17 protein-coding genes are annotated in these 25,304 nt (G+C 52.1%); 11 read left to right on the top strand and 6 right to left on the bottom strand.

Features of this window, described 5'->3' with window-relative positions:
• Positions 1 to 83 precede the first annotated feature (83 nt).
• On the bottom strand, positions 84 to 1,868 hold the full coding sequence (gene tfpB / locus EQU24_RS01525) for a type IV pilus assembly ATPase TfpB (protein ID WP_017841194.1): 1,785 nt from the start codon (positions 1,866 to 1,868) through the stop codon (positions 84 to 86).
• 661 nt (positions 1,869 to 2,529) lie between these two features.
• Between tfpB and EQU24_RS01520 the strand changes: the two genes are divergently transcribed.
• From EQU24_RS01520 to EQU24_RS01510, 3 genes are read left to right on the top strand one after another with little or no spacing between them, the layout of a single operon-like run.
• Positions 2,530 to 4,599 carry a peptidase domain-containing ABC transporter gene (locus EQU24_RS01520; protein ID WP_017841195.1) on the top strand — a complete coding sequence of 690 codons (2,070 nt, stop codon included), beginning with the start codon at positions 2,530 to 2,532 and terminating at the stop codon, positions 4,597 to 4,599.
• Between the two features lie 13 nt (positions 4,600 to 4,612).
• Positions 4,613 to 5,944: an HlyD family secretion protein gene (locus EQU24_RS01515; protein ID WP_017841196.1), complete on the top strand. Its 1,332-nt coding sequence runs from the start codon at positions 4,613 to 4,615 to the stop codon at positions 5,942 to 5,944.
• A 26-nt stretch (positions 5,945 to 5,970) separates the two neighbouring features.
• Positions 5,971 to 7,746, top strand: a complete 1,776-nt coding sequence (locus tag EQU24_RS01510; protein WP_017841197.1) for a TolC family protein — start codon at positions 5,971 to 5,973, stop codon at positions 7,744 to 7,746.
• A gap of 61 nt (positions 7,747 to 7,807) precedes the next feature.
• Here EQU24_RS01510 and EQU24_RS01505 read toward each other — a convergent pair whose 3' ends face one another.
• Complete coding sequence (locus EQU24_RS01505) at positions 7,808 to 8,659, bottom strand: hypothetical protein (RefSeq protein ID WP_017841198.1); 852 nt, start codon at positions 8,657 to 8,659, stop codon at positions 7,808 to 7,810.
• Between the two features lie 1,178 nt (positions 8,660 to 9,837).
• Between EQU24_RS01505 and EQU24_RS01500 the strand changes: the two genes are divergently transcribed.
• Complete coding sequence (locus tag EQU24_RS01500; protein WP_138767058.1) at positions 9,838 to 11,157, top strand: saccharopine dehydrogenase NADP-binding domain-containing protein; 1,320 nt, start codon at positions 9,838 to 9,840, stop codon at positions 11,155 to 11,157.
• A gap of 755 nt (positions 11,158 to 11,912) precedes the next feature.
• On the opposite strand, the gene EQU24_RS01490 is transcribed toward EQU24_RS01500, so the two are convergent.
• The 3 genes from EQU24_RS01490 to EQU24_RS01480 all read right to left on the bottom strand — a co-directional run bounded on the left by EQU24_RS01490 (position 11,913) and on the right by EQU24_RS01480 (position 13,711).
• A complete protein-coding gene (locus EQU24_RS01490; RefSeq protein WP_017841201.1) occupies positions 11,913 to 12,389 on the bottom strand; it encodes a PIN domain-containing protein in 477 nt (158 codons plus the stop codon).
• Positions 12,374 to 12,712 (bottom strand): UPF0175 family protein, encoded by a 339-nt coding sequence (locus tag EQU24_RS01485; protein ID WP_017841202.1) that lies wholly within the window; start codon positions 12,710 to 12,712, stop codon positions 12,374 to 12,376. The genes EQU24_RS01490 and EQU24_RS01485 overlap by 16 nt, the downstream gene beginning before the upstream one ends.
• A gap of 120 nt (positions 12,713 to 12,832) precedes the next feature.
• On the bottom strand, positions 12,833 to 13,711 hold the full coding sequence (locus EQU24_RS01480) for a helix-turn-helix transcriptional regulator (protein WP_138767057.1): 879 nt from the start codon (positions 13,709 to 13,711) through the stop codon (positions 12,833 to 12,835).
• Between the two features lie 314 nt (positions 13,712 to 14,025).
• Here EQU24_RS01480 and EQU24_RS01475 point away from each other — a divergent pair, with 314 nt between their 5' ends.
• From EQU24_RS01475 to EQU24_RS22670, 7 genes are all read left to right on the top strand, one after another.
• Positions 14,026 to 14,502: a formate dehydrogenase subunit gamma gene (locus tag EQU24_RS01475; RefSeq protein ID WP_017841204.1), complete on the top strand. Its 477-nt coding sequence runs from the start codon at positions 14,026 to 14,028 to the stop codon at positions 14,500 to 14,502.
• Complete coding sequence (locus EQU24_RS01470; RefSeq protein ID WP_017841205.1) at positions 14,499 to 16,052, top strand: formate dehydrogenase beta subunit; 1,554 nt, start codon at positions 14,499 to 14,501, stop codon at positions 16,050 to 16,052. Before EQU24_RS01475 ends, EQU24_RS01470 begins: the two co-directional genes overlap by 4 nt.
• 19 nt (positions 16,053 to 16,071) lie before the next feature.
• Positions 16,072 to 18,927 (top strand): formate dehydrogenase subunit alpha, encoded by a 2,856-nt coding sequence (fdhF, locus tag EQU24_RS01465; RefSeq protein ID WP_017841206.1) that lies wholly within the window; start codon positions 16,072 to 16,074, stop codon positions 18,925 to 18,927.
• Positions 18,920 to 19,777 (top strand): formate dehydrogenase accessory sulfurtransferase FdhD, encoded by an 858-nt coding sequence (fdhD, locus tag EQU24_RS01460; protein ID WP_017841207.1) that lies wholly within the window; start codon positions 18,920 to 18,922, stop codon positions 19,775 to 19,777. The genes fdhF and fdhD overlap by 8 nt, the downstream gene beginning before the upstream one ends.
• A 187-nt stretch (positions 19,778 to 19,964) precedes the next feature.
• Positions 19,965 to 20,177: a formate dehydrogenase subunit delta gene (locus EQU24_RS01455; RefSeq protein ID WP_014146724.1), complete on the top strand. Its 213-nt coding sequence runs from the start codon at positions 19,965 to 19,967 to the stop codon at positions 20,175 to 20,177.
• A 178-nt stretch (positions 20,178 to 20,355) separates the two neighbouring features.
• On the top strand, positions 20,356 to 21,423 hold the full coding sequence (locus EQU24_RS22675) for a Druantia anti-phage system protein DruA (protein WP_244310894.1): 1,068 nt from the start codon (positions 20,356 to 20,358) through the stop codon (positions 21,421 to 21,423).
• Positions 21,414 to 22,151: an ISAs1 family transposase gene (locus EQU24_RS22670; protein WP_138767055.1), complete on the top strand. Its 738-nt coding sequence runs from the start codon at positions 21,414 to 21,416 to the stop codon at positions 22,149 to 22,151. The genes EQU24_RS22675 and EQU24_RS22670 overlap by 10 nt, the downstream gene beginning before the upstream one ends.
• 789 nt (positions 22,152 to 22,940) lie before the next feature.
• Here the strand turns inward: EQU24_RS22670 and EQU24_RS01430 are convergent.
• Positions 22,941 to 25,109 (bottom strand): sodium-translocating pyrophosphatase, encoded by a 2,169-nt coding sequence (locus tag EQU24_RS01430; protein ID WP_017841210.1) that lies wholly within the window; start codon positions 25,107 to 25,109, stop codon positions 22,941 to 22,943.
• Positions 25,110 to 25,304 lie beyond the last annotated feature (195 nt).

Raw genomic sequence — 25,304 nt, 5'->3', positions numbered from 1 at the left:
TATGACGAATAAAGCCATAAACGCACCATAGAATAGGCACTAATTTGGGGCTCAATGACTATGCAACCGCCTTCGACCTGAGTTTAATAGTCGATTCTCTCCGGCGCCACACGCAGCACTTCCTCTATTGTCGTCAGGCCCGACGCGACTTTTTCGGCGCCACTTAGCCGAAGCGGCTTCATGCCTTCCTTAATCGCTTGATGTTGCAATGCGGTTAAATCGCAGCCTTCGGTAATGAGCGGCTGGATACCGAGACTGTTTTCGAAAATCTCATAAATTCCGATTCGCCCGGCATAGCCGGTGTTGTGGCATTCCTTACAACCGACGGCCTGATAGATTTGCTTAGGGGGTGCGACCTTAAACGGTGAGACCAAGTTTTGCCATTGCCGGCTATCGACCGGCGCGACCGCTTTGCAATGCCGACATAACACTCGAATCAATCGCTGCGCCATGATACCCAATACCGTCTGTTGTATCAGATAGCTCGGCACACCTAAGTTGAGCAAACGAATGACCGCAGCCGGCGCATTGTTCGTGTGCAGCGTCGAAATGACCAAATGCCCGGTTAATGCGGCCTGCACGGCCATTTCGGCGGTTTCCAGATCGCGAATCTCGCCGATCATGATGATATCGGGATCTTGTCGCATCAACGTGCGTATGCCGCTCGCAAAATCGAGTCCGATATTGTGTTGAACTTGCATCTGATTGAATAACGGCTCGATTTGCTCGATTGGATCTTCGACCGTACATAGATTAATTTCCGGTGTCGCAAGCCGCTTTAGGGTTGAATACAAAGTGGTCGTTTTTCCGGAACCGGTCGGCCCTGTGACCAAAATGATGCCGTGGGTTTGCGAAGTCATCCGGTTCCATATCGCCAATTCCTGCTTGTTGAAACCCAGTTGCCGGTAGTCGCGCAACAAGACTTCGGGATCGAAAATACGCATCACCAGTTTTTCACCGAACGCTGTCGGCATCGTCGATAATCTGAGTTCAATTTCCTTACCGTTGACATTTTGGGTTTTGACTCTACCGTCTTGCGGCAGTCGCTTTTCGGCTATATTCATTCGCCCCAAAATCTTGAGTCGACTCAAAACCGCATTCATAATCGGCATCGGCAACTGATAAACATGGTGCAAAATGCCGTCGATGCGAAAACGGACGTTGCCTTGGAGGCGGCGCGGTTCGATGTGGATATCGCTGGCGCGTTGGTCGAAGGCGTATTGGAACAGCCAATTGACCAAATTGACGATATGCTGGTTATTGACATCGAAATCGGATTGCTTGCTTAGCTCGACTAATTGTTCGAAATTTTGGCCTCCGGCACGGCCATCGCTATTGGTTTGGACCCCGGCGCCTTTGAGCGAGCGCGAGAAATTATAAAATTCTTCGGTATAACGCTTGATTTCATCCGGGTTAGCGAATACCAAGCTAATATTGCCGCTATGCATCTTGGCAAGATCGATTTGCCAAGAACCGATATCGGGTTCAGCCGTTGCAATCAAGACTTCGTCATCAGTGACTTTGATCGGCAGTATGTTGTAATGAGTGGCGTAGGCCTTACTAAAGATAGCAGTGACGCTCGGCACGTCGATTCGCAAGGGATCGAAATAGTAATAAGTCATCCCTAATTTGTCGGCAAGCCATTGCGTTAGTTCTTCCTGAGTCAACAATTTGCCGAGCCGGGTCTTGTCGCCGATTTCGCATTCGGTCAGTATTTTTAGCGGGTGTTTGTGCTTATTGACCGAGGCATTAGCGTATTGCCGGCATTTTTCGAGGTCCTTGGCCGACAGCATACCGTCCCGATCGAGCCAATCGATAACCCGGCCGATATCCAGTTTTTTGTCGTCAGTATTGAATTCTACCCGCATAAGCCTTATTTAATTCAGGGATTGTCTATACAGCTTAGCTAAAATTTTAGAGTCAGGTTCGCATCACAATCGATTTCTAACAAATCATATGCATCGCAAAAATCGTCTTATTGCATTCTTTTAGCTGTTACTATACTTCGCGCAGTCATGATTGCGACTTTTATGGCACTGCCGAAATTTGAAGTGCGAAAGGTATATAAGCGCAAACTTGGCGCGTAGTCTATGGTGTGTTTTAGGCATTATTCGTCATATCGGCATGTGAATTGCCGATATCCAGATTACATGAATGTAAAGCTACGCATTCTATCCCTGGGACTCTGGATTCCGCCAATCCCTGGCGGTATGACGTGTAATTTCCTTAAGTTAGCGCCTAAGGGTTAAGCGGTAGACTGCCTGAGCGGGACGGAGCATGTACCCCGTCCCTAACGCTTAGACTGCGACTGAAACCCATGAAAACGTTTAGAATGGGTTTAATAAACAGCCCGGCAAGGTCCGATGGGCTCCGGTTACCCATACCGAGGCGACGCCAACTATTAATGCAAACATAGCCCAATTTAAACACACGAATTCAGTAAGAATTCTGTAAGCAGATTTTAATAAGCTATTAAAGTTTTGGCGTTACACTTTCCATTTTCAGCTCACTTATTTAATTTTCTTCGCAATGACGCAAAAAGCATTCAGTCAAACCGTACTCAGAACATTGTTTGATTACCTGCTGTCGGAAATGGGCAGTTCGGCACATGATAAAGGCCTGCATCAACATGAAGTTCCGTCCAGCGCCGTTTCGGAGAACTTTCATATAACGGCCAACAACCTTGGATTGATCAGCCATGAGCTGATGCTGACGATCGATCAAGCCGCTATCGCCTCCGGGCATTTAACGCAGCTACTCAAACCCCTCGATGACGGACGCTGGTTGGTATTGTCGGGCTTTAGCCGAGGCCGGATCAAAGGCACATTGATCGATGGTCACGTAGTCACGGCGCATGTTTTCAAACTCAATGAGCTCATGGAATTGCTCAACTGTCCTTGCGACCGGTTACTCGAATGGCATTTAATCGAGTTGAAAGCGCCGATGGATGCTTCGTCCCATCATGAACACGACCACGAGCATATGCCGCCCCTGCAACGGCTGTTTGAAATGATTAAAGTCGAGAAAAAAGACCTGTGGCACGTCATTGTTTTGGCCATTGCTTCCGGATTGTTGAGCCTTGCAACACCCGCCGCGGTTCAGTCGCTCGTCAACACTGTGGCCTTGGGCGGAATGATGCAGCCGTTGACGGTATTATCGACGCTATTATTTATCTTTTTGGTGTTTTACGGCGCCATTTCGATAATCCAGTCTTACTTGGTCGAATTGATTCAGCGCCGCGTCTTTGTCCGCATGGCGGCCGATCTCGGCAATCGGCTACCGAATGTCGAATGGTCGAAATACGACGATAAAAACGGTCAGGAATTGGTTAACCGTTTTTTCGATATCCTCACGGTACAAAAAGCCGGCGCCTTTTTGTTACTGGACGGCTTTGCCATCGCCATGCAGGGCGCAATCGGTTTACTGGTATTGGCCGCCTATCATCCGTTGTTGTTACTGTTCGGTTTGATTGTTGTCTTATGGATTTCATTCGTCATTTTTGTACAGGGCCGCAAAGGCGTTGAAACCTCGATAGATGAATCCTATGCCAAATACGCAGTGGTCGCCTGGCTGGAAACTTTGGCGCGCAACGGCCAAACTTTTAAGTTTTCAGGCGGCCCGGAACTGGCGCGAGAGCGCACCGATGAATTGGCTTATGAATACTTAAATACCCGTAAACGCCATTACCGCATTCTATTGAACCAACAATACAGTCTTTACGCCTTATATGCCGTGGCCAGTACGACATTATTGGCCGTTGGAGGGATATTAGTCATGGAAGGACAGCTTAGTCTCGGGCAGTTGGTCGCGGCCGAGCTGATCGTTTCCGGCGTACTGGCTTCGTTTGCCCAATTAAAAAAGAAATTGGAAAGTTATTACGATTTAATGGCGGGGGTCGACAAACTGGGACATTTACTCGACCTGACGGTCGAACGAGAAACCGGAGACGTGTTAAAGCTGTCGGAACCGGCGCATGTCGGCGTTTATGATTTGACGTTGACCTATCATAATCGCTATACAGCGTTTAAAAATATGACCTTCGAAATCATGCCCGGCGAAAAGGTTGCTCTATTCGGAGGCCCAGGCACCGGCAAATCATCGATTGCTGAATTGTTGACCGGACTGCGCGTACCCAGTCACGGCCATGTTGAAATCAATCATATCGATATGCGCGAAATTCGCTTGGAAAGTCTGCGGCAATCGGTCGCGGTGGCAGGGCGCACTGAAATCATCGAGGATACGATCATCGAAAATGTCCGGCTGGGCCGGCCCGACATTAGTGTGCATCAAGTTAGGGATATAGCGAATCGTTTAGGCATCTTTCCCGATCAAAAACAATTACCGGAAGGTCTTTATACCGTGCTTAACTCGGCCGGTTCTCCGTTATCCTCCAGCCAGACCCGAAAATTGTTACTCGCCCGCGCAATCATCGGCAATCCGCGCGTATTGATTCTCGATGAACTGCTTGACGACTGGAAACATTTCGCCGACAGCCCGGCCCGCGATGTATTATTCGCGGACGATGCGCCATGGACCTTGTTGGTGCTGACCGGGTCGAAAACAATCGCACAACTTTGTCAACGAACCATCGATTTATAGATTCATTGGCCTTATGCAGACACAAGATCATCATCCATTATTATCGGTATTGAGTGCCTCACAGACCCCTCGTTTTGTGGGACAGATCGTGACGATATTCGCCTGGTTGTTCATTCTGATACCGATATTCGCACTGTTTTTACCCTGGCAGCAAAACGTCAACGGTACAGGATATGTCTCGGCATTTGCACCCCTTGAGCGACAACAAACCGTCGATTCGCCGGTTTCCGGTCGAATCTTGCAATGGCATGCCAAGGAAGGCGCGAAGGTGAAAGAAGGCGATTTATTAGTTGAAGTCGTCGATATCGACCCGTTATTGCCGGAACGCTTGAAACGTCAACAGGAAGCCAATATCGCCAAACTGGACGCCAAGCAACGAGAGCTCGACTCTTACGAAATCCAAATCGACAGCTTGCTGACCGTGCGCGACATGAGAGTCGCCGCCGCGCAGTATAAACTGAACATGGCGCAGCAAAAAGTGGCAGCGGCTTCCGAAGCTTTGGTTTCGGCTCAAGCGTCATACGAAACGGCGCAACTGCAGCAAAAACGATTTTCACGCCTGCTGGGCGACGGGCTGGTTTCGCGGCGCGATTTCGAAGTTGCCGAACGGGACGCAATTGTCGGAATTCGCTCGCTAAACAGCGCAAAAGCCACGCTGCAATCGGCAAAGGCCGAACAAAATGCCGCAGAGGCCGATATCAATCAAATTCGTGCCGATGCGCAAGCTAGAATCGATTCGACGACCGCCTCGAAGAACAAAATACTTGGCGAAATCGAGGATATCCGTAATAGTCTCGTCAGTAATGAAGTCAGTATTGCCCGACAACAATCACAAAGCATTACCGCGCCACGAAGTGGTACCGTATTGCGATTGTTGTTAAACCCGCAAGGACAGATGGTTAAGCAAGGCGATCCCTTGCTGATTCTGATACCGGATATCGATGCTCGCGCGGTCGAAGTTTGGGTATCCGGCAACGATGCGCCATTAATTTTACCTGGGCATCATGCACGTTTGATGTTCGAAGGCTGGCCTGCCATTCAATTCGTCGGTTGGCCGGAAGTCGCGGTCGGCACCTTTGGCGGAACCGTCGCTTTTGTCGATTCCAGCGACAATGGCCAAGGTAAATTCCGTGTAATGATCGTACCCGACGAAAGCGATCATCTATGGCCCTCTGAGCGCTTTTTACGCCAAGGCGGCGCAGTCAAGGCTTGGATTCTGCTCGAACAAGTCAGTATCGGCTTCGAAATATGGCGGCAGTTGAACGGCTTCCCGCCGATGTTGACGCCGGAACATCCATATCGCGATCTGGACCGTATACAAACACACAGAAAATCCGATAAATAGCGCGTTTTAACGAGAACAAACGATTTATGTTGAAAACTCATTTCCCGATTGCACGCCTTCACCGGAATTTGACGGTTTCCGGTGCATTCGCTTTATTGTCGGGTTGTTCTTTCTATTTCGATACCGGGCCAAAGCCCGAGCTGGCGCAAAAAGTCGAAGAGCGTATGCAACGTGACGAAGACCTTGCCCTGCCGGATCTGTCGAGAGCCGAGCCGAAAACACTCGACACCGCGATTGCCGAATTCAGAGCCGATCCGAAAAAGCTGGATTTGACCGCACCTCCCATTGTGCTCGAAGAAAAAGACACAACCGAAGCCGTGGATGAAAGCCATGCACTGACGATCGCCGATGCGCGCGCAATGGCGTTGACCAACAATCTTGACTTAAAAATTGCGCTGATCGACCCGAGCATCGCCGCCACGGTCGTCAGCGAAGAAGAGGCCCGGTTTGACGATCTGATTTTCGCGCGCGCCAAGTATTCGAATAAAGACACGCCTTTTCTCGACGGCGATGTCGTAAACTTCAAGGCTGTCGACAAAAACTCGCCGTTGAATGACGAAATCGCCAAGCTAGGCTACATGCCGCAAAGCGCCGAACAATGGGATGTCGAGGCCGGCATCATGATTCCGCTACGAACCGGCGGAACAGTGACACTCAGTACCCCGCTCGAAAACAAAAGCAAAAGCCGCTTCGTGGCCTCCGACCAATACCGAAGCGCGCTGCGTTTCTCGATGAGCCAACCGTTATTGCGCGATGCCGGTATATCGACTAATGTCGCCGGCATTCGGATCGCACGCTACGAACAACAAATCGTCGACCTCAAAACTCGGCTGCAATCGATCCGCGTATTGGCCACGGTCGACAAGGCCTATTGGGCGCTTTATGCCGCCTGGGGGGAATTGGACATCCGCCGTCAACAATACGAAATCGCACAGCAAAATCTAACGATGGTCAAACGCCGCGTCGAAGAAGGCTTGACCGCCGCGATCGAAATCAACCGAGCCGAAATCGGCGTGGCCGAACGCATGGAGTCTTTGATCGTCGCAAATACCCGCCTCAAACTTAGCCAACGCCAATTATTGCAGTTTCTCAACGACAAGCGTTACGGCATCGATACATCCACGATTATGATTCCCGAAACCTCGCCGATGCTGGTCAGTTTCGATTTCGACCGCGAAGCGCTGGCCCGAAAAGCATTAGACGGCCGCTTGGAACTGTTGGAATTGGAATTAAAACTCGCTGCCGACGCGACCAAGATCGACTATTTGGAAAATCAAACCTTGCCGATGTTCATGTTGGACTACAGCTACGGAACGCAAGGCCGCGATTACGACGATTTCGGGGGGGCCTACGGCGATACATTTACCGGACGCTACGACGACTGGTCGGTCGGTTTGAGACTGGAAATTCCGTTGACCAACGAACTGCGCAAATCGCGCCTGTCGCGCGCCGTGCAGCAAAGATTGCAACGCTTGACGACGCGCGATTTAAAAGAACTAACCGTGCGCAGAGAAATATATGATGCCCTAGACACAGTTTCGCAGAATTGGCAGCGCATCATCGCGGCCCGGCAAAACGTCGTATTGGCCGGAGCCAACTACGACGCGGAACTCAAGCAATTTGAAGAAGGTTTGCGGACGATGACCGAAGTATTGGAAATGCTCACCAAACTCGGCGACTCGCAAATGAAGGAAGTCAGGGCTATTGCTGATTATCAAGTTGGGTTGATCGACCTGGCCTATGCAACCGGCACCCTTCTCGGTTACAGCAAAGTCGATCTGGCGGGATTGATTTCGAAATGACGGAACTCGAGACTCATTCGAAGTACCGCGTGTTTATGAAAATTATCCGGGCAATCTAGGATCATTCGTTGCCCGTATCCGCATACTTATCGCCGTCGAAACGATACACGGCGTTTTCGGCCGAGTTAATCGGGTGTTGCTCATCCCCGCTTTGGGTGCCGGCTCGCGCGACCAATAAATCCGGATAGCCGTGATGAATATCGCTTAATACCGAAATAGTGCCGGTATAAGACCAACAAGGAATCGTAATCCCGGAAGGCAGCGGCTCATCATCGCAGGCCCCGGCATTATTGCCCCCGGTCTGCACAAAACCCAAATCGGCCCAAGTCGTGCCGTCGAAACCGAACAGCACTTTGCCGTCATCGAAATAACCGCCCATGCCGTAGCCGAAGTCGAGCATGAACGCGATCCGCTTGGACGATAAAATCAAAATTTCCGACTGCTTAATATCGGGCGCTTCGCCCCAGGAACCGATTTCGCCGATTCCGGTTTGCATGCCGATTGCGCGCCAGCCGTCCGAATCCAACCGGTAAATCGCCGCACCGACCTTGACGCCTTGCACATGACTATCCAATGGCGATCCCGTTTCCGGGTCGATTTTCTGAGCCTTGCCGAATATCACATGATAATCGCGATCGCCGATCGAAAAACCTTGCTCGAACCAAAAACCGGCTAATTCCCCGGATTCGGTTTTAATCGATTCGCCGGAGAATTCGCTACCGTATAATTCTTGCAATGCAGCGAAAGCATCCGGTTTCGAAAAACGGCGACTCGTTTCGGTTACGGTTTCTTGTTCCGGACCGACAGCTTCCCGATCCATCGAAAAATAGACGGCTAAGCCGATCCCCGCTAACGTAGCGATCAAGCCGATGAGTAGTGTTTTTCTGGATTTTGGACGATTGTCAGTTTGCATAATAGTGCTAGAGGGAAAGCTTACCAATGAATGAGGACTCACTAACGATAAAATGAAAATTTTTCCGTTTAGGAACGAGCATGAAATAACTTCGACAACTTCTGGGAGGGGGCTCGATTGACAGGTGTCGGCGGCAGGGCAGATTTTTGCTCCTCGGCAATTGCTCCTGCATTGCCCTAATACACGCCATCCATGGCGTAATGCAAAATCTGCATTCATGCCATCCATGGCAATCAGATTCCGCCGTCAAGCCTACATGGAAGTATTCACGGCGTCCTGTCAAGCGAGTCACCGAATCGCCGCAAAGCCTACTACTTGTAGCAGTTATTTTGTGCATATTCCTTACTTTCTATTAGTCGTAGCCGCAATGCGATTGAAAAAGCCCGAGGCATTTGAGTTATGGATGGAATCCTACAACAAGCCTGCATGTATTCCAACCTGTGTCTCAAAAAGTCAATCAACGAGAAAGACAATAGAACACAAGGCACATTCACATAGCCAACAATTACGCCTGAATTACCGTTTTTTTCCAACGATGTCCGAACACTTACCAATGACTGTTTTATCCTAAAAAGAGCAGTTGACATGTGTTGTAGGCCGTTCGTGCTGAGCAAAGTAAGCGCCCTTCGGTCGCATGGCGTTACTATGAAACAGTCGCTGTTTTACGTATTTTTTTGTATTCTTACATATTGTCAAGTTATTGATTTTAAATATATAAAAAGCCGTTTCTTGAAAGCCGAGTCAAAACATGAAGGATTTACAACACTTTCACCGGCTTGGTGAAGCCTCAAACTACCGTTCGTCCTGAGCCCTTCGGCTGCGCTCAGGAGAGCCCTGTCGAAGGGCGAACGGTAGTTTGAGGCTCTCAACTGCTCTTTTTAGGTTTATGGATTTTGAGAGAATACCTGGCGCTTTATAACCTATGATTATCAACAGTTTCCAGGATATCATGAGCGCCGTAGGGTGCGCGATGCGCAGCCTACACGCTACCTCCTTCTACGTGTTAGTTTCCTGCCCTGACATATAAGGCGCACCGTTTGAATTAAATTCGTGAAGCCCTCATTCGTATTTGACAAGCGCCTGCGCTTTCAGTACTTTCAGCTCTCCAAAATCGCCTAGTCGACAGGATTTCAAACATGGAAATCAATCACCCGCTCGTGATAACGGATGAGAATACTATGACGCCGATTAAAATTGTGTTCTTCGGACTCGGTGCGGTGGGTTCGGCAATGCTGATTTGTTTTTCGGAATTGGCCGAGCGGGACGGCGCAGCCATCCGTTTTGTCGTTTATGTTCGCAATCCGGATGAGGCCCGGGATGCGCTTTTTCATGCCGAGCAATTGTTTGAACATATCGATTTCATCAAGCTTTCGGATTTCAGTTCGGTCTTCGCGTTGGAGCCTGCGCACGAGCAAGAACTGACCGGCGCCACATTTTTGGTAAACGCGGCGCTGCCGGAGTTCAACGGGGCCATGCTTGAACTCGCGCTTCGAATCGGCGCACACACCGTGGATCTGGCTTCGGATATTTATGGCGCGAAAACCGAGCGCACGCTGACTTTCGCGCAATATGCTTACGATACGGCACTTCGCGAGCGCGGAATCGCCGCGCTGATCAACATGGGCGTGTCGCCGGGCGTCACCAATTTTCTCATCGGCCGCCGGATGCACGACCTGTTGGCGACCGACCGGAAAGATCTCGAAGTGGAAAGTATCGATCTTTATTTACTCGAAGATATCGATTCGGATTCGATCGTCTTTTCCTGGTCGCCGGTCGTGGCACTGGAAGAGTTGGCGCAACACCCGCGAATCTTACGTGACGGCCGCATGTTGGTGCTCGATCCGTTCAGCGAGGCGCGCGAATATCATTTTCCTCACGAAGCCAGTTCGAGCCGGCAGTATCCGCTATATCAGGAAGAGTTGTTGTCCCTGCACCGTTCGTTTCCCGAGATCGAATCGATCGGTGTCTACACTGGCGGCTCGGAAGTTGAGTTGGTCAAAGCGCTGTTTCAACTCAATCTATTGTCGAAACGCAGTCTGCCGGACCGACCGGAAATGACGATCGAGGCGATGGTCCGCGCAATTCTGCCGGGCATGAACAAGCCTCGGCGTATCGAGGAATATTTGCGCAGCGGTACGATTCGGCGAGCGCATTTTGCTGCGGCGGCTGAAATTCGCGTATCCGAAACGGTGCGTAACGAACGTCAAACCGCCATCGAAACGGTTGGTCTGAGCTATTTACGCTACCCGGAATTATTGAACTCGCCCTATGCCGGCGCGACCTACATCGCCTATCCAACCGCGGCTAGTGCTGCGATTCTGGCTTGGCATGCCTTGGATTATCTCCGCACAAAGTCAGCGCAGACGCTATCCGGCGTGATAACCGGGGAGGATCTCGCACGTATACTGCCGAGGCCGCGAGCCGATGCCATACGCCGCGATTTGGTCGCTTGGGATATCGATTTGTTTGAAAGCGTGCGCGATGCTTCCGAAACCTAAAATCTCACCTGATTAGCAAGTTTCTTCAGCTAAAGCCCAAAAACCAGCATATCCCTAGCAGGACGGGGTTTGCAACCCCGTCCTAAACGTTTTGACTTTGGCCGAAGTTAGCCGAAATGTTAAGGGCAAACCGAAACGTTGGGGACGGGTTAAATAACCCGTCCCGCAGAAGTGGCCACGACTGGCCACTGCTCGGACAATTGGCTTCAGCAAGCTGAAGCATCTTGCTAATCAGGAAATCTCATACCCCCCAGCAATTCCCAGTTTGAGCATTTTCGCCGATCTTAGGGTATGGGGTATGCCTGTCGAGGAACGCCGTAAACCCATCCATGGGGGCTTGGCGACAGCTCGAACGCCAAGGATGGCGTGAATGCAGATTTTGCATGCAGCAAAAATCTGCCCTGCTACCGACATCCTCGCCAAGCACACCCCAAACCCTTTTTGATCCCCAAATTGGGAATTGCTGATACCACCCCCGGCCATCACCGCAAAGAACCCGCCGCAGACACTTGTCAATCGAGCAACCGCGACCGCTTAAAATCGTGCACTTTCGAAATAACAAATGGCGTCCTAAAAACTTCCATCAGAAGCAGTCATATCGTAGTTTTTGCAGATTATGCCTTTCATGTGTTTCGTGGACTAATTGCCGGATTGATGAAGCGGGGGTCTTGCAAAGCGGAATAAGTCGGCTTAGCGTCGACGCAACCCGGCAAGATACCGGCGAGATCGGTTTTCTAGTTGCTGGAACTGGTAGCTCAACCCTCCTTCAATTGGGCAATCACAGCATCTGAAATTCGATACCCCATCTGTCTGAGTTCGGCGATTAAAGCCTCGGCATCGGGAATCAAGGTTTTTCGTTGTGCGGCAAACAATAATGCTGCCGTGCCGACTATCAGTAATTGCTTGCGCAAAGCTTGTTTTCGCGCCAATGCATCATCCAAGATCAACAATGCGTTACCGTTTGTTTGCAAGGCATACTCAATGCTGGATTGCTCGCCCAATCCCAAACTTCTCGATAAAGGGTGTTTAAAGTCCGGATTGTCCACACATTGCAACCACTCCGAAGTCAAAGCCTGTTCGATCAAGAGGGTATCGGCGGATTGCCCCCGTAAACATTCATCGGCAACGGCTTGAGTCATCAATACCTTGCCAAAAAGTGCGGGCAGCAATTGAAGCTGATTTATTTTAGCCAGCGCTATGAGCGGTCCGGCATCGGCTATGACGATAGCCATGAATCCAATGTTTCCAGTTCCTTGGCGGTTTGTTTGTCGGCCACGACAACATCGATATCCAACTGGGTCAAATGGTCGATAAATTCGGATAGGCTCAAACCGCTGATTTGCGCGGCTGCTCCCAATGACAACACTCGGTCTTTAAATAAACTGGCTGCCAAAGCGGGCTTGAGTTGATCATTCAACTCCCCTAGAGAGCTTTTTAAATTTAACAGCAGAGCATTCGGTTTATTGCCTTTTAAGATCAATACCGGTTCTTTTTCGGCATGTCTTAGGGCCTCCGAAGGATTGCGTTTTAAATTCCTGACATTGGTTGCGTACATGGTCGACCCGCTCGGCTAAAAAACTAGAGTGTAGTCCACGCCAGGGGCGAACACAATCGCTTTTTTACGGGATGACTGTGGCAGATGGAGTAGTGTCGGCATAATCTCGGACGTAAGGATTTACCTGAGATTCAATACCACCTTCCCGGCACCGGACAAATCGTAACCGCCCAGCTCTTCGGCTTTTTCGATGAAGGCGGGAGAACGGGTCAGTTCCAGTAGATTCTGGATCGGCGGCTCAAAATAGTCGAAGCGGCGCATCACCAGATCGAATCGTTCTTTCGTCAGCGGAATGAAATCGAGGCGTAGTTGCCGGGCGACCGACTCGACTGCGATGCCGACATCGGCCTTGCCGTTCGAGATCGTCAGGCCGACGTCGATTTCGGTACGCGCAGGTTTATCAGCAATCTTGATAAGCGACTTGTCGACTCCAGCCTTTTCGAACAAATGATCGAGCAAAATCCGGCTGCCGGCACCGCTTTGCCGGTCGATCAACAGCGCTTTTTTTTCGGCGATGTCTTCGAGCGAATGCAACTCTAGCGGATTGCCCGGCGCGACGATCAACCCCTGTTGCCGCCAGGCCCATTCGATCGCTACGACGCCGTGATCCGGAAGTGCATTCTTGATAGCCGGCGTGTTGAATTCGCCGCTGGCGGTGTCGAGCACATGCATGCCGCAGATCAACGCCTCGCCGGACGCGAAGCGGCTTAAGCCTTCCATGCTGCCGGTCGTTTGCATTGCTATCGGCCGACCGCTTTCCCTGAGCGCCCATTCCAGTAGCGGGTCGTGACTGCCTACGACGATCTCGGGAGCGCTTCTCAGCAATGCGTCTTGCGAAACTGATTCGCTGTTTTGCATCAGCCACATGTCGATCAGATAACGCGGAAAAAGCCATTTTCCGGTCACGCGCGTGCACGGAATCTGCTTTTGGTTGATCAGATCGTAAATTTTGCGCTCCTTGACGCGCAAATAATCGGCGACCTCGTGCACGGTCATCATCTCGGACAAAGGGAGAGCCTCGCTGGAAAACTAAAGGGTTCAACAATATAGCGAGCTTAACGGCGTTCCGCAATGAAGGTCTAAGCGGATGAGGTTGGACCGGGATGTATCAGAAAATCTGATTTAACGTCAAAAAAATGTGATTTTTACGTTAAAGATTTTAGGCCTATAATTAATAAGCAAACAATTTATGCATAAATATGTTTATTTATGTGTTTTTTGATATTTAAAAATTACGTGATATTCTCTCAGAACGATCAAACCTATATTCGATATAGCCGTCTAGCGGCTTTCGAACCGGAAAGCGAGGCACCATGACCGAAACCGTTTCCACGCAAAGCACCGTTAAGGAAATCACCCGCGCACTGAAGCATAAGCCGGGCGCGCTGCTGCCGATTTTGCACGATATTCAGCACGCATTGGGCTATATCCCCGCGGACAGTATTCCCGTCATCGCTTCTGAATTGCAGCTATCCCGCGCCGAAGTGCACGGCGTAATCAGTTTTTATCATTACTTCCGTGAAACACCGCCGGGTAAACAGACGATTCATTTGTGTCGAGCCGAATCCTGTCAGGCGATGGGTTCTAAGAAACTCGAAGAACATGTCAAGGCCAAACTAAGCATCGACTATCATGAAACGACACCGGACGGTAAATTTTCGCTAGAACCCGTGTATTGTCTAGGGATGTGCTCCTGCTCTCCGTCTATGCAGATCGGCAACGATGTTTACGGGCGCGTATCCAATGAATCATTCGACAGCGTGATCGACGAGAGGGAGGCTTTGTCATGACTGTGACCGTTTATGTACCGAACGACTCCGGCGCGTTGGCATTAGGCGCAGGCCGAATTGCCGCGGCGATCGATAAGGAAGCGCAGAAACGCGGGTTGGACATCAAGCTGGTCCGCAATGGATCTCGAGGCATGTTTTGGCTGGAACCCTTGGTCGAGGTCGAGACCTCCGAAGGCCGCATCGGCTATGGGCCGGTGCAATCAAAAGACATTTCCGGCCTGTTCGATGCCGATTTCTTGAACGGCGGCACGCATGCGCTCGAAGTCGGCCCGATCGACGAAATCCCTTATTTCAAGAATCAACAACGGCTGACCTTCGCGCGTATCGGTCTCACCGATCCGATCAGTCTCGACGATTATCTGGCCTATGACGGCTATCGCGGCCTGAAAAACGCCCTGGCGATGAGCGGCGCCGACATCGTCCGGCATGTGACCGATTCGGGATTGCGCGGCCGGGGCGGCGCGGCGTTTCCGACCGGTATCAAATGGAACACCGTACTCAATACGCCGAGCGAGCAAAAATACATCATCTGCAATGCCGATGAAGGCGACTCGGGCACGTTCTCCGACCGCATGGTCATGGAAGGCGACCCGTTCGTATTGATCGAAGGCATGACGATCGCAGGGCTAGCGGTCGGCGCGACACAGGGTTATATCTACTTGCGCGTCGAGTATCCGCATGCGCATCGGGCGTTGAATACGGCAATTGCGAAAGCCTATGCGGCCGGCTATCTCGGCGACAACATTCAAGGCAGCGGTAAAAAATTCGATCTCGAAGTGCGTTTGGGCGCCGGCGCCTATATTTGCGGCGAGGAGACTTCGCTGATGGAGAGTCTCGAAGGCAAGCGAGGCCTGGTCCGCTTCAAGCCGCCGTTGCCGGCGATCAGCGGCTTGTTCGGCAAGCCGACCATCGTCAACAACGTGATTTCGCTGGCCTCGGTGCCGATCATTCTCGACAAGGGCGGCGAGTATTACCGCGATTTCGGCATGGGCCGTTCGCGCGGCACGCTGCCGATTCAATTGGCCGGCAACATCAAATATCCGGGCCTCGTCGAACTGGCATTCGGTTTGACCCTGCGCGAGCTGCTCTACGAGTACGGCCGCGGCTCGGCATCGGGTCGGCCGATCAAGGCGGTGCAGGTCGGGGGCCCGCTGGGCGCGTACCTGCCCGAATCGCAATTCGATACGCCGCTCGATTACGAAGCCTTTGCGGCGATTTGGGCCGTCGTCGGTCATGGCGGCATCGTCGTCTTCGACGACACCGTCGACATGGCCGAAATGGCGCGCTACAGCATGGAGTTCTGCGCGATCGAATCCTGCGGCAAATGCACGCCGTGCCGGATCGGATCGACGCGCGGCGAAGAGGTCATCAAAGACATCATCGCCGGCCGCGATCTCCATAAAAACATTCCGCTGCTGCGCGACTTATGCGACACCTTGTTGAACGGTTCGTTATGCGCGCTCGGCGGCATGACGCCCTACCCCGTACTGAGCGCATTGAATCACTTTCCCGAAGACTTCGGGATAACAGAACAAGCCAGCGCAGCTTGACCCCACCGGAGGTACTAACATGTCCCTGAATAAAGAAAAAGACTTTGGAACCCCCGCCAGGGAGGCAGACACACTGGTCACACTGGAAATCGACGGATTTCAGGTGACCGCGCCGGCCGGCACTTCGGTGATGCGCGCTGCGGCCGGCATCGGCATCGACATTCCGAAATTGTGCGCGACCGACAGCATCGAACCGTTCGGCTCGTGCCGCTTGTGTGTCGTGCAAATCGAGGGCGCGCGCGGCATGCCGGCATCCTGCACGACGCCGGTCGCCGAAGGCATGAAGATCGTCACTCAGAACAAGCGCCTGGCCCATGTACGCCGCGGCATCATGGAGCTCTATATTTCCGACCATCCGCTTGATTGCTTGACCTGTTCCGCGAACGGCGACTGCGAACTGCAGGACATGGCCGGCGCGGTGGGCCTCCGCGAAATACGCTACAACCCGCAAGGCAAAAATCATTTGCAAGCGATCAAGGACGAGAGCAATCCGTATTTCAGTTTCGATCCGTCCAAATGTATCGTTTGTTCGCGTTGCGTCAGAGCCTGTGAAGAAACGCAAGGCACCTTCGCCTTGACGATCGACGGACGCGGTTTCGATTCCAAAGTTTCGCCCGGTCAAAACGAGGCGTTCATGGACTCCGAATGTGTTTCCTGCGGCGCTTGCGTGCAAGCCTGCCCGACCGCGGCCCTGATGGAAAAATCGGTGATCGAACATGGCACGCCCGAGCATGCCACCGTGACGACCTGCGCGTATTGCGGCGTCGGCTGTTCGTTCCGCGCCGAAATGAAAGGCGATCAATTGATTCGCATGGTGCCGCACAAGGACGGCAAGGCCAATCACGGTCATTCCTGCGTTAAAGGCCGTTTCGCGTTCGGCTACGCAACGCACAAGGATCGCATCACGACGCCGATGATTCGCAAAAGCATCACGGACCCGTGGCAGGAAGTCGGCTGGGAAGAGGCGATCAATTATGCCGCTTCCGAGTTGAAACGGATACAAGCCCAATACGGCAAGGATTCGATCGGCGGCATCACGTCGTCGCGCTGCACGAACGAAGAGACTTATCTGGTGCAAAAACTGGTTCGCGCCGGCTTCGGCAACAACAATGTCGACACTTGCGCGCGCGTCTGTCATTCGCCGACCGGTTACGGTCTGAAGCAGACCTTCGGCGAATCGTCCGGCACGCAGAACTTCGACTCGGTCATGAAGTCCGACGTGATCATGGTCATCGGCGCGAATCCGACCGACGGCCATCCGGTGTTCGGCTCGTTAATGAAAAAGCGTCTGCGTCAAGGCGCCAAACTGATCGTCGTCGACCCGCGCGAAATCGATCTGGTCAAAAACTCGCCGCATGTCAAAGCCGATTATCATTTGAAACTGCGCCCGGGCACCAACGTCGCGCTGATCAATGCGCTCGGCCATGTCGTCGTGACCGAAAACCTGCTCGACGAAGTCTTCATTGAAGAGCGCTGCGACACGGCGGCATTCGCCAAATGGAAAATCTTCATCGCCGATCCTCGTCATGCACCCGAGCAAGCCGAAGCGGTCACCGGCGTTCCGGCCGCCGATGTCCGCGCCGCGGCGCGTCTTTATGCCACCGCCGGTAATGGCGCGATTTACTACGGCTTGGGTGTTACCGAGCACAGCCAAGGTTCGACGACCGTGATCGGCATCGCGAATCTGGCGATGGCGACCGGTAATCTCGGACGCGAAGGCGTCGGCGTCAATCCGTTGCGAGGTCAAAACAATGTGCAAGGTTCGTGCGACATGGGCTCGTTCCCGCACGAATTTCCGGGCTACCGTCATGTCTCCGACGACGACACGCGCCGTCTGTTCGAGAATGACTGGAACGTGATTCTCGAATCCGAGCCGGGCCTGCGCATTCCGAACATGTTCGATGCCGCATCCGACGGCACTTTCATGGGGCTCTACGTCGAAGGCGAGGATATTGCGCAATCGGACCCCGACATCCAACACGTCCATCACGCTTTGAGATCGATGGAATGCGTGATCGTACAGGATCTATTCCTGAACGAAACGGCCAAGTTCGCGCATGTTTTCCTGCCCGGGTCGTCGTTCCTCGAGAAAAACGGCACGTTCACGAACGCCGAACGACGTATCTCGCCGGTGCGCAAGGTCATGAAGCCATTGGCCGGTTACGAAGACTGGCAGGTCACGCAGTTGCTCGCGAATGCTATGGGCTATCCGATGAATTACAGCCATCCGTCCCAAATCATGGACGAGATCGCTAGGCTGACGCCGACATTCGCCGGCGTCAGCTACGAAAAAATCGATCGCCTCGGCAGCATCCAATGGCCGTGCAACGAAGAAAATCCTGCGGGTACTCCTACGATGCATGCCCATGAGTTCATGCGTCCGAACGGCAAGGGCCTGTTCATGCTGACCGAATATGTCGCGACCGAAGAACGCACGACGCGGATGTTCCCGCTGATTTTGACGACCGGCCGCATCCTGTCTCAATACAATGTCGGCGCGCAAACACGCCGAACCGAAAATGTCGCGTGGCATGCCGAGGACAGGCTGGAAATTCATCCGCACGATGCGGAGGATCGCGGCATCATCGACGGCGATTGGGTGGGCATCAAGAGCCGTTCCGGAGAAACGGTATTACGCGCATTGATCAGCGAACGCGTACAGCCGGGCGTCGTCTATACGACTTTCCATTTCCCGGAATCGGGCGCGAACGTGATCACGACCGACAATTCCGACTGGGCGACCAATTGTCCGGAATACAAAGTCACCCCGGTGCAAGTATCGAAAGTCACGCAGCCTTCCGAATGGCAAAAACAGTACAGCGACTTTTCGAAGCAGCAATTGGAATTGTTGGAGCAAGGCACGCATCATGCTTGATCTTGCGGCACCCGAATCATCTGCGTGGGAACTGGGCTGGCCGAGTTATCGGCAATGCCCGGTAGAGCGCTGGCAGGGCGGACGGCATAGCGTGCAACAGGATTACATCGCCGAGGAAGTGCCGGTGTCGCTGGTCTATAACGGCGTGCCGCATGTCGTGATGCTGGCGACGCCGACTAATTTGGAAGAGTTCGCGCTCGGCTTCAGCATCACCGAAGATATTGTCCGTCATCCGGCCGAGATTCTGAGCACGCGGGTTTACAACCGCAAGGACGGCATCGAAGTACGTCTTAAAATCCCCGAACAGCGCAGGCAAGGTATGGCCGATAAAGGCCACAACTTGACCGGGCGGACCGGTTGCGGCTTGTGCGGGGCTAGCACCTTGCAACAAGCCGTCCGTCATCCCGAACCGGTATCGGGCGGTGCTTCGGTAACGTCTGCCGAATTGTTATCGGCATTGGACGAGTTGACGCAGCATCAGCAACTCAACCGATTGACCGGCGCCGTGCATGCGGCCGCATGGGTCTTGCCTGGCCGGGGCATTCAAACCATACGCGAGGATGTCGGGCGCCACAATGCCTTGGATAAACTGATCGGGGCATTATTGAGGACAGGACGAAATCCGGCCGACGGTTTTGTGATCGTCACGAGCCGGGCCAGTTACGAAATGGTCCAAAAAACCGCCGTGGCCGGCATTGGCTTGTTGGCCGCGATTTCCGCGCCGACAGGACTTGCGATACGGTTGGCCGAGGAGACCGGCCTGACGCTGGTCGGCTTCGCCCGAGAAGACCGGCATGTCGTCTACAGCCATTCGCATCGGCTGATCCACCGAGAAGCCGATTTGGTTTGAAATTAGCCCTGTAATGGTTTCACGAAAAGCACGAAAGAATCGGACGTAGGAAAGGAGTGCAAAAGCTTCAGCTTTTGCCTAAAAAAGCTAAAGCTTTTTTACTCCACCATGGTTGAAACGGGTAGCCAATAAATCCTATGAATCATATCCTTTAAGAAAATTTTGTCGCGTACAAAGGCAGACAATCATGCAGATAGAAAAACTCATCAAAATGGCCAATGCAATCGGCGAATTCTTCAATGCGGACCCTGATAAGGAGGCCGCCGTCGAGAGCATAAAAAATCATCTACTACGCGCCTGGGAACCCCGGATGCGCCGCGAAATCATCGATTATTGCCGAAAAGACGGAAACGGCCTGGCCGAGCCGGTCAAGCAGGCCGTTCTGAAATTAGAAGTCTAACTCTAAGGATTTCGTGATAAATAATGCCCAGGAACTATGAGCGTTGTTCAGGGTTCGGCACGGCGGAACAGTTCTCTATAACTTTACATGATAAATCAATGAAATATAACTAATCCTGGACAAACCTACATTTTTCAGATATAAAGCATCCTGACATTCTATGTTTGGGATACCCGCTTTGAACCTTCAAGAGATCATCGTACAACCAGTTCAGTCGGAAGAGCAGGAACGTTTTCAGTCATTAATGAAGGCACACCACTATCTGGGTGCTTTACCAAAGATCGGACATACCTTGTGGTATGTCGCCAGCTATCATAATCAATGGCTGGCACTCATCAGCTTTTCCGCCGCCGCCTGGAAATGTGCAGCGCGTGATCAGTGGATCGGTTGGAGCTATCGGGTTCAATATGATCGCCTTCACCTGATTGCTAACAATAGTCGCTTTCTGATTCTCCCCGAGCACCATTATCCTAACCTTGCGTCCCGGGTTCTTTCCTTATGTGAACGGCGAATTTCTCAGGATTGGCAGCAACGCTTCGGTTACCCCTTATTATTGCTAGAAACTTTCGTTGATCCTCAGTTGTTTCATGGCACGATTTATCGTGCTTCTAACTGGGTGCATGTCGGCGATACCCGTGGTTACCGTCGGATTCGCCAAGGCTATAGCCCTAGCGCTCAACAGCCCAAGCAGGTTTTTGTTAGACCCTTGGAAAAGCGCGCTCAAACTCACTTGTCGCAACCTATGCTTAGCCCCTGTTATGGCTATGGAGCACCAAAAATCATGCTAACCGCCGATCAAATGCGCACTTTACCAGAGTTCTTTCTTGATATTCCTGACCCGCGGCGTAAGCAGGGACAGCGTCATTCTCTGCCGTGTATTCTGGCTCTTGCCACAGCTGCCGTGCTCTGTGGAATGGAAGGCTATAAAGCGATTGGCAGCTGGGCGGATGACTTAGGCCAAAAAGCGCGAGCCCGTTTTGGCTGTCGCAAACGCAATGGGCGTTATCAGGTACCCAGTCGCACCACCTTTAGAGAAACCTTAATTAGCGTCGATCCCGCACAACTCGATCTTGCGCTGCAAGGCTGGAACGAACAATTCGCCGAAGCCGACGAAGGCTTGGCCGTCGACGGTAAAACCCTGCGTAACGCGATTGATGAAGACGGTCGTCAAACACACATCCTGGGCGTCGTCGGGCATCAGACGGGACGCTGCCACACTCAAAAAAAGTCGGTGCTTTGCCTGTAGAGGGAAGCGATGAACTTAAACAGACCAACGAAATCGGGATGTTCATCCCGGTTATGGATGCCCTGGCAAATATTGCCGATAAAACGATCACCGGCGACGCTCTTTTAACACAGCGTAAACTGGCGCACTATCTGGTCGAAGACCGGCAGGCCCATTATGTATTTACCGCCAAAGACAACCAACCCACAGTCGCCCAGGATATTCGCCTGGCCTTTGAAAATCGCCAAGCGCCTGACTATAGCGAGCCCTACACCTTAACGCATGGTCGTATTGAGTCACGCTCTATTTGGACGTCTACGCTCCTGAACAACTACCTTGATTTCCCTTTCGTCGGGCAAATATTTGCCATACAACGCCATACCATCGACAAAAAAAGCGGCCAAGAAACCTTTGAGATGGCTTACGGCCTGACCAGTCATTCGCCGATGAGCGCCAACGCTGAACAAGTGCTCAAGTTCAATAGAGATCATTGGGGCGTTGAGAGTCATCATTACCTACTGGATTGGAATTGGAATGAAGATCGTTGCAGGATAAGCAAAGGCCATGGACCTGAAAACATAACCTGTCTGCGCAGATTTGCCGCAGGGTTGATTAAGTCCATGAGTAAAGACAGTGTGGCAGCCACTACCGAAAAGCTGGCGCGTAATGTACGACGGGTATTCGATTACCTACGCATGACAGAGAATTCGAGAAAGGTTATATTGCGATACCAAAGTCAAGAAGTTTAGAACGGTTTCGCCGTGCAGGGTTCGGTAACTCGCTTGACAGGACGCCATGAATACGTCCGTGTAGGCTTGACGGCGGCGACTAATTGCCATGGATGGCATGAATGCAGATTTTGCAGGAGCAAAAATCTGCCCTGCCTCCGACATCTGCCAATCGAGCAACCGAACCCTCCGTAACGTTCATGAAGGCCTGGCCATCGCCCCGGCAAATGAAAGTTCTCTGGTGGGGAGGGTACGGTCACTCGCCCGACAGGACGCCGTGAATACGTCCCTGTAGGCTCGACGGCGGCTTTCCCTGCCGCCGACGCCTGTCGGTCGAGCAACCGCACCCTCTCCGGAACCGGCATTTGCTCTGTCGAGCGCCGTATATCGAAAAATTAGATAAAGGGTCTATATCTACGAACTTTCACAGTAAAATAGAGGGGTATTTACGACCAAATCCTAAATAGGCTTGAGCCTGGTAATAGCAGCAATTCCCAATTTGGAGATCAAAAAGGGTGTGGGGTATGCTTGGCGAGGATGTCGGCAGCAGGGCAGATTTTTGCTCCATGCAAAATCCGCATTCACGCCATCCTTGGCGTTCGAGCTGCCGCCAAGCCCCCATGGATAGGTTTACGGCGTTCCTCGACAGGCATACCCCACACCCTAAAATCGGCGAAACTGCTCAAACTGGGAATTGCTGTGGTAATAGACCGCGTTCGCCTAAGATCTGTTGTAGGCTGAACGGTCTTTTACGGCATCAACAAGACACTTAGAACGGAATATTTTTTGCCTGAAATCGTCTTAGGCCCATCACAACATCGGCGCAATTACCAATGCCACCACAGACATCAATTTCAACAGGATATTCAGCGAAGGCCCCGAAGTATCTTTGAACGGATCGCCGACCGTGTCGCCGACTACCGCCGCTTTATGGGGTTCCGAACCTTTACGATAGGTGCGCCCTTGAATTTCCACACCGGCTTCGATCATTTTCTTGGCATTGTCCCAAGCGCCGCCGGCATTGGATTGAAAAATCGCCATCAACACCCCGCTTACCGTTACGCCGGCCAGTAAACCGCCCAACATTTCAGCGCCGCCGCCGAATCCCACGACAACCGGCGAAACAACGGCCAATAAGCCCGGAGCCACCATTTCCCGAAGCGAGGCCCGTGTTGAAATCGCGACGCATTGACTGTATTCCGCTTTGCCGTCCGCATTATTGAAAACCAGCTGATCGGCCTCGCTCCATTGATCCAATTCCTTCCCTTCGTTGCGACGCATGACTTCGAGCGCCGCTTTCAACTCGGGGATAGAGGCAAACTGTCGTCTCACTTCTTGAATCATATCCATCGCCGCTCTTCCGACAGCCGCCATCGCTAACGATGAAAATAGAAACGGCAACATGCCGCCCAAAAATAAACCGCCCATGACATACGGTTTGGAAATATCGATACTGGAAATGTTGGCGGTGGTCATGAAAGCGGCAAACAATGCCAGCGCGGTCAATGCGGCCGAACCGATCGCAAATCCCTTACCGATTGCCGCGGTCGTATTACCGACTGCGTCAAGCTTATCGGTCCGCTCTCTCACGTCTTTCGGTAAGGCCGCCATTTCGGCGATGCCGCCGGCATTATCGGAGATGGGCCCATAAGCATCGACCGCCAATTGAATGCCGGTATTGGACAACATCCCCACCGCCGCTATGGCAATGCCGTATAAACCGGCGAATTCATAAGCTCCAATAATGGCGGCGGCAATAATAATAATCGGTACTGCGGTCGACTGCATGCCTACTCCGACCCCGGCAATAATATTGGTCGCGGACCCGGTCAGCGATTGCTCGACGATGCCTCTTACCGGGCGGGTTCCGGTTCCGGTATAAAATTCGGTAATCGCGCCTATTGCCAGCCCTGATGCCAAGCCAATAATAATAGCGATGAAAACGCCCATCGAAGTGTAAACACCCGAGCCGGTTTGCCAGGATTCCGGCAACATCCATTGAGTGATCCCATAAGTTGCTAAAAGCATGAATAATGCCGACACCAGTTCGCCGCGATTCAAAGCTTTTTGCGGATTGCCGCCCTCTTTGATACGCACAAACCATGTACCGATAATCGATGTCACGATACCTACAGCGGCTAGCACCAAAGGCAACAACACGGCATTCAATCCGCCGAATTCGTTGTCTGCTTCAAATCCGACTGTCCCGATCAATACCGCGCCCAGCACCATGGTGCCGATAATGGAGCCGACATAGGATTCGAAAAGATCGGCACCCATTCCGGCAACATCGCCGACATTATCGCCGACATTATCGGCGATCGTCGCCGGATTCAGTGGATGGTCCTCGGGAATCCCGGCTTCGACCTTTCCCACCAAGTCCGCGCCGACATCGGCCGCTTTGGTGTATATGCCGCCGCCGACCCTGGCAAACAAAGCAATCGAAGACGCGCCGAACGAAAAGCCGGTAATCACCGTGACGATGCGGCCAATTTCCCATCCCATCGAAGAAAACACGATTAGCAGCAAACTGAGTCCTAACACGCCGAGGCCGACCACGCACATGCCCATCACCGAACCGCCGGCAAAGGCCACCCGCAATGCGCTACCGATATTCGTTCTGGCCGCTTGCGTCGTTCTGACATTGGCCTTGGTGGCAATGCGCATGCCTAAAAAACCGGCAAATCCGGAACAAAACGCGCCTAATATGAATGATAATGCAATCATCCAGGATGAATCGTCAGACAAAGAGCCCATCCAACCCAACAAAATAGCGACTAGAACGACAAAAATAGATAAAACCCGGTATTCCGCCTTGAGAAAGGCCATGGCGCCATCTTCGATGAAGCCTGCGATCCGTGTCATTCGTTCATTACCGGCATCCTGTTTGCTAACCCATGCCGAACGTTTAATGATAAAAAATAGCGCTAATAACCCGAAAACCGGGGTGAAATAAGTAATCAACTGTCCTGTATTCATCGATGTTTGCCTTGTTTTAGTTATTAATGGTTTATGACATCGACGCTTTTTGATAGGGCATAAAAAGCGACTTAATGATTTTTTTGAGACGAACCCTTACAATCCAACGTTGTTTTGCCGCGCCTGTCAACACTTGTCTTATTAAAATTGGTTATTTGTGAAACCCGGACGCGGATTTTAGGCTCAAATTTTTTT

The organism is Methylotuvimicrobium buryatense, assembly GCF_005931095.1.
GTDB classification, from domain to species: Bacteria; Pseudomonadota; Gammaproteobacteria; order Methylococcales; family Methylomonadaceae; genus Methylotuvimicrobium; species Methylotuvimicrobium buryatense.
The sequence above is the reverse complement of the archived record's forward strand: the minus strand, read 5'-3'. Positions and strand labels throughout refer to the sequence as shown.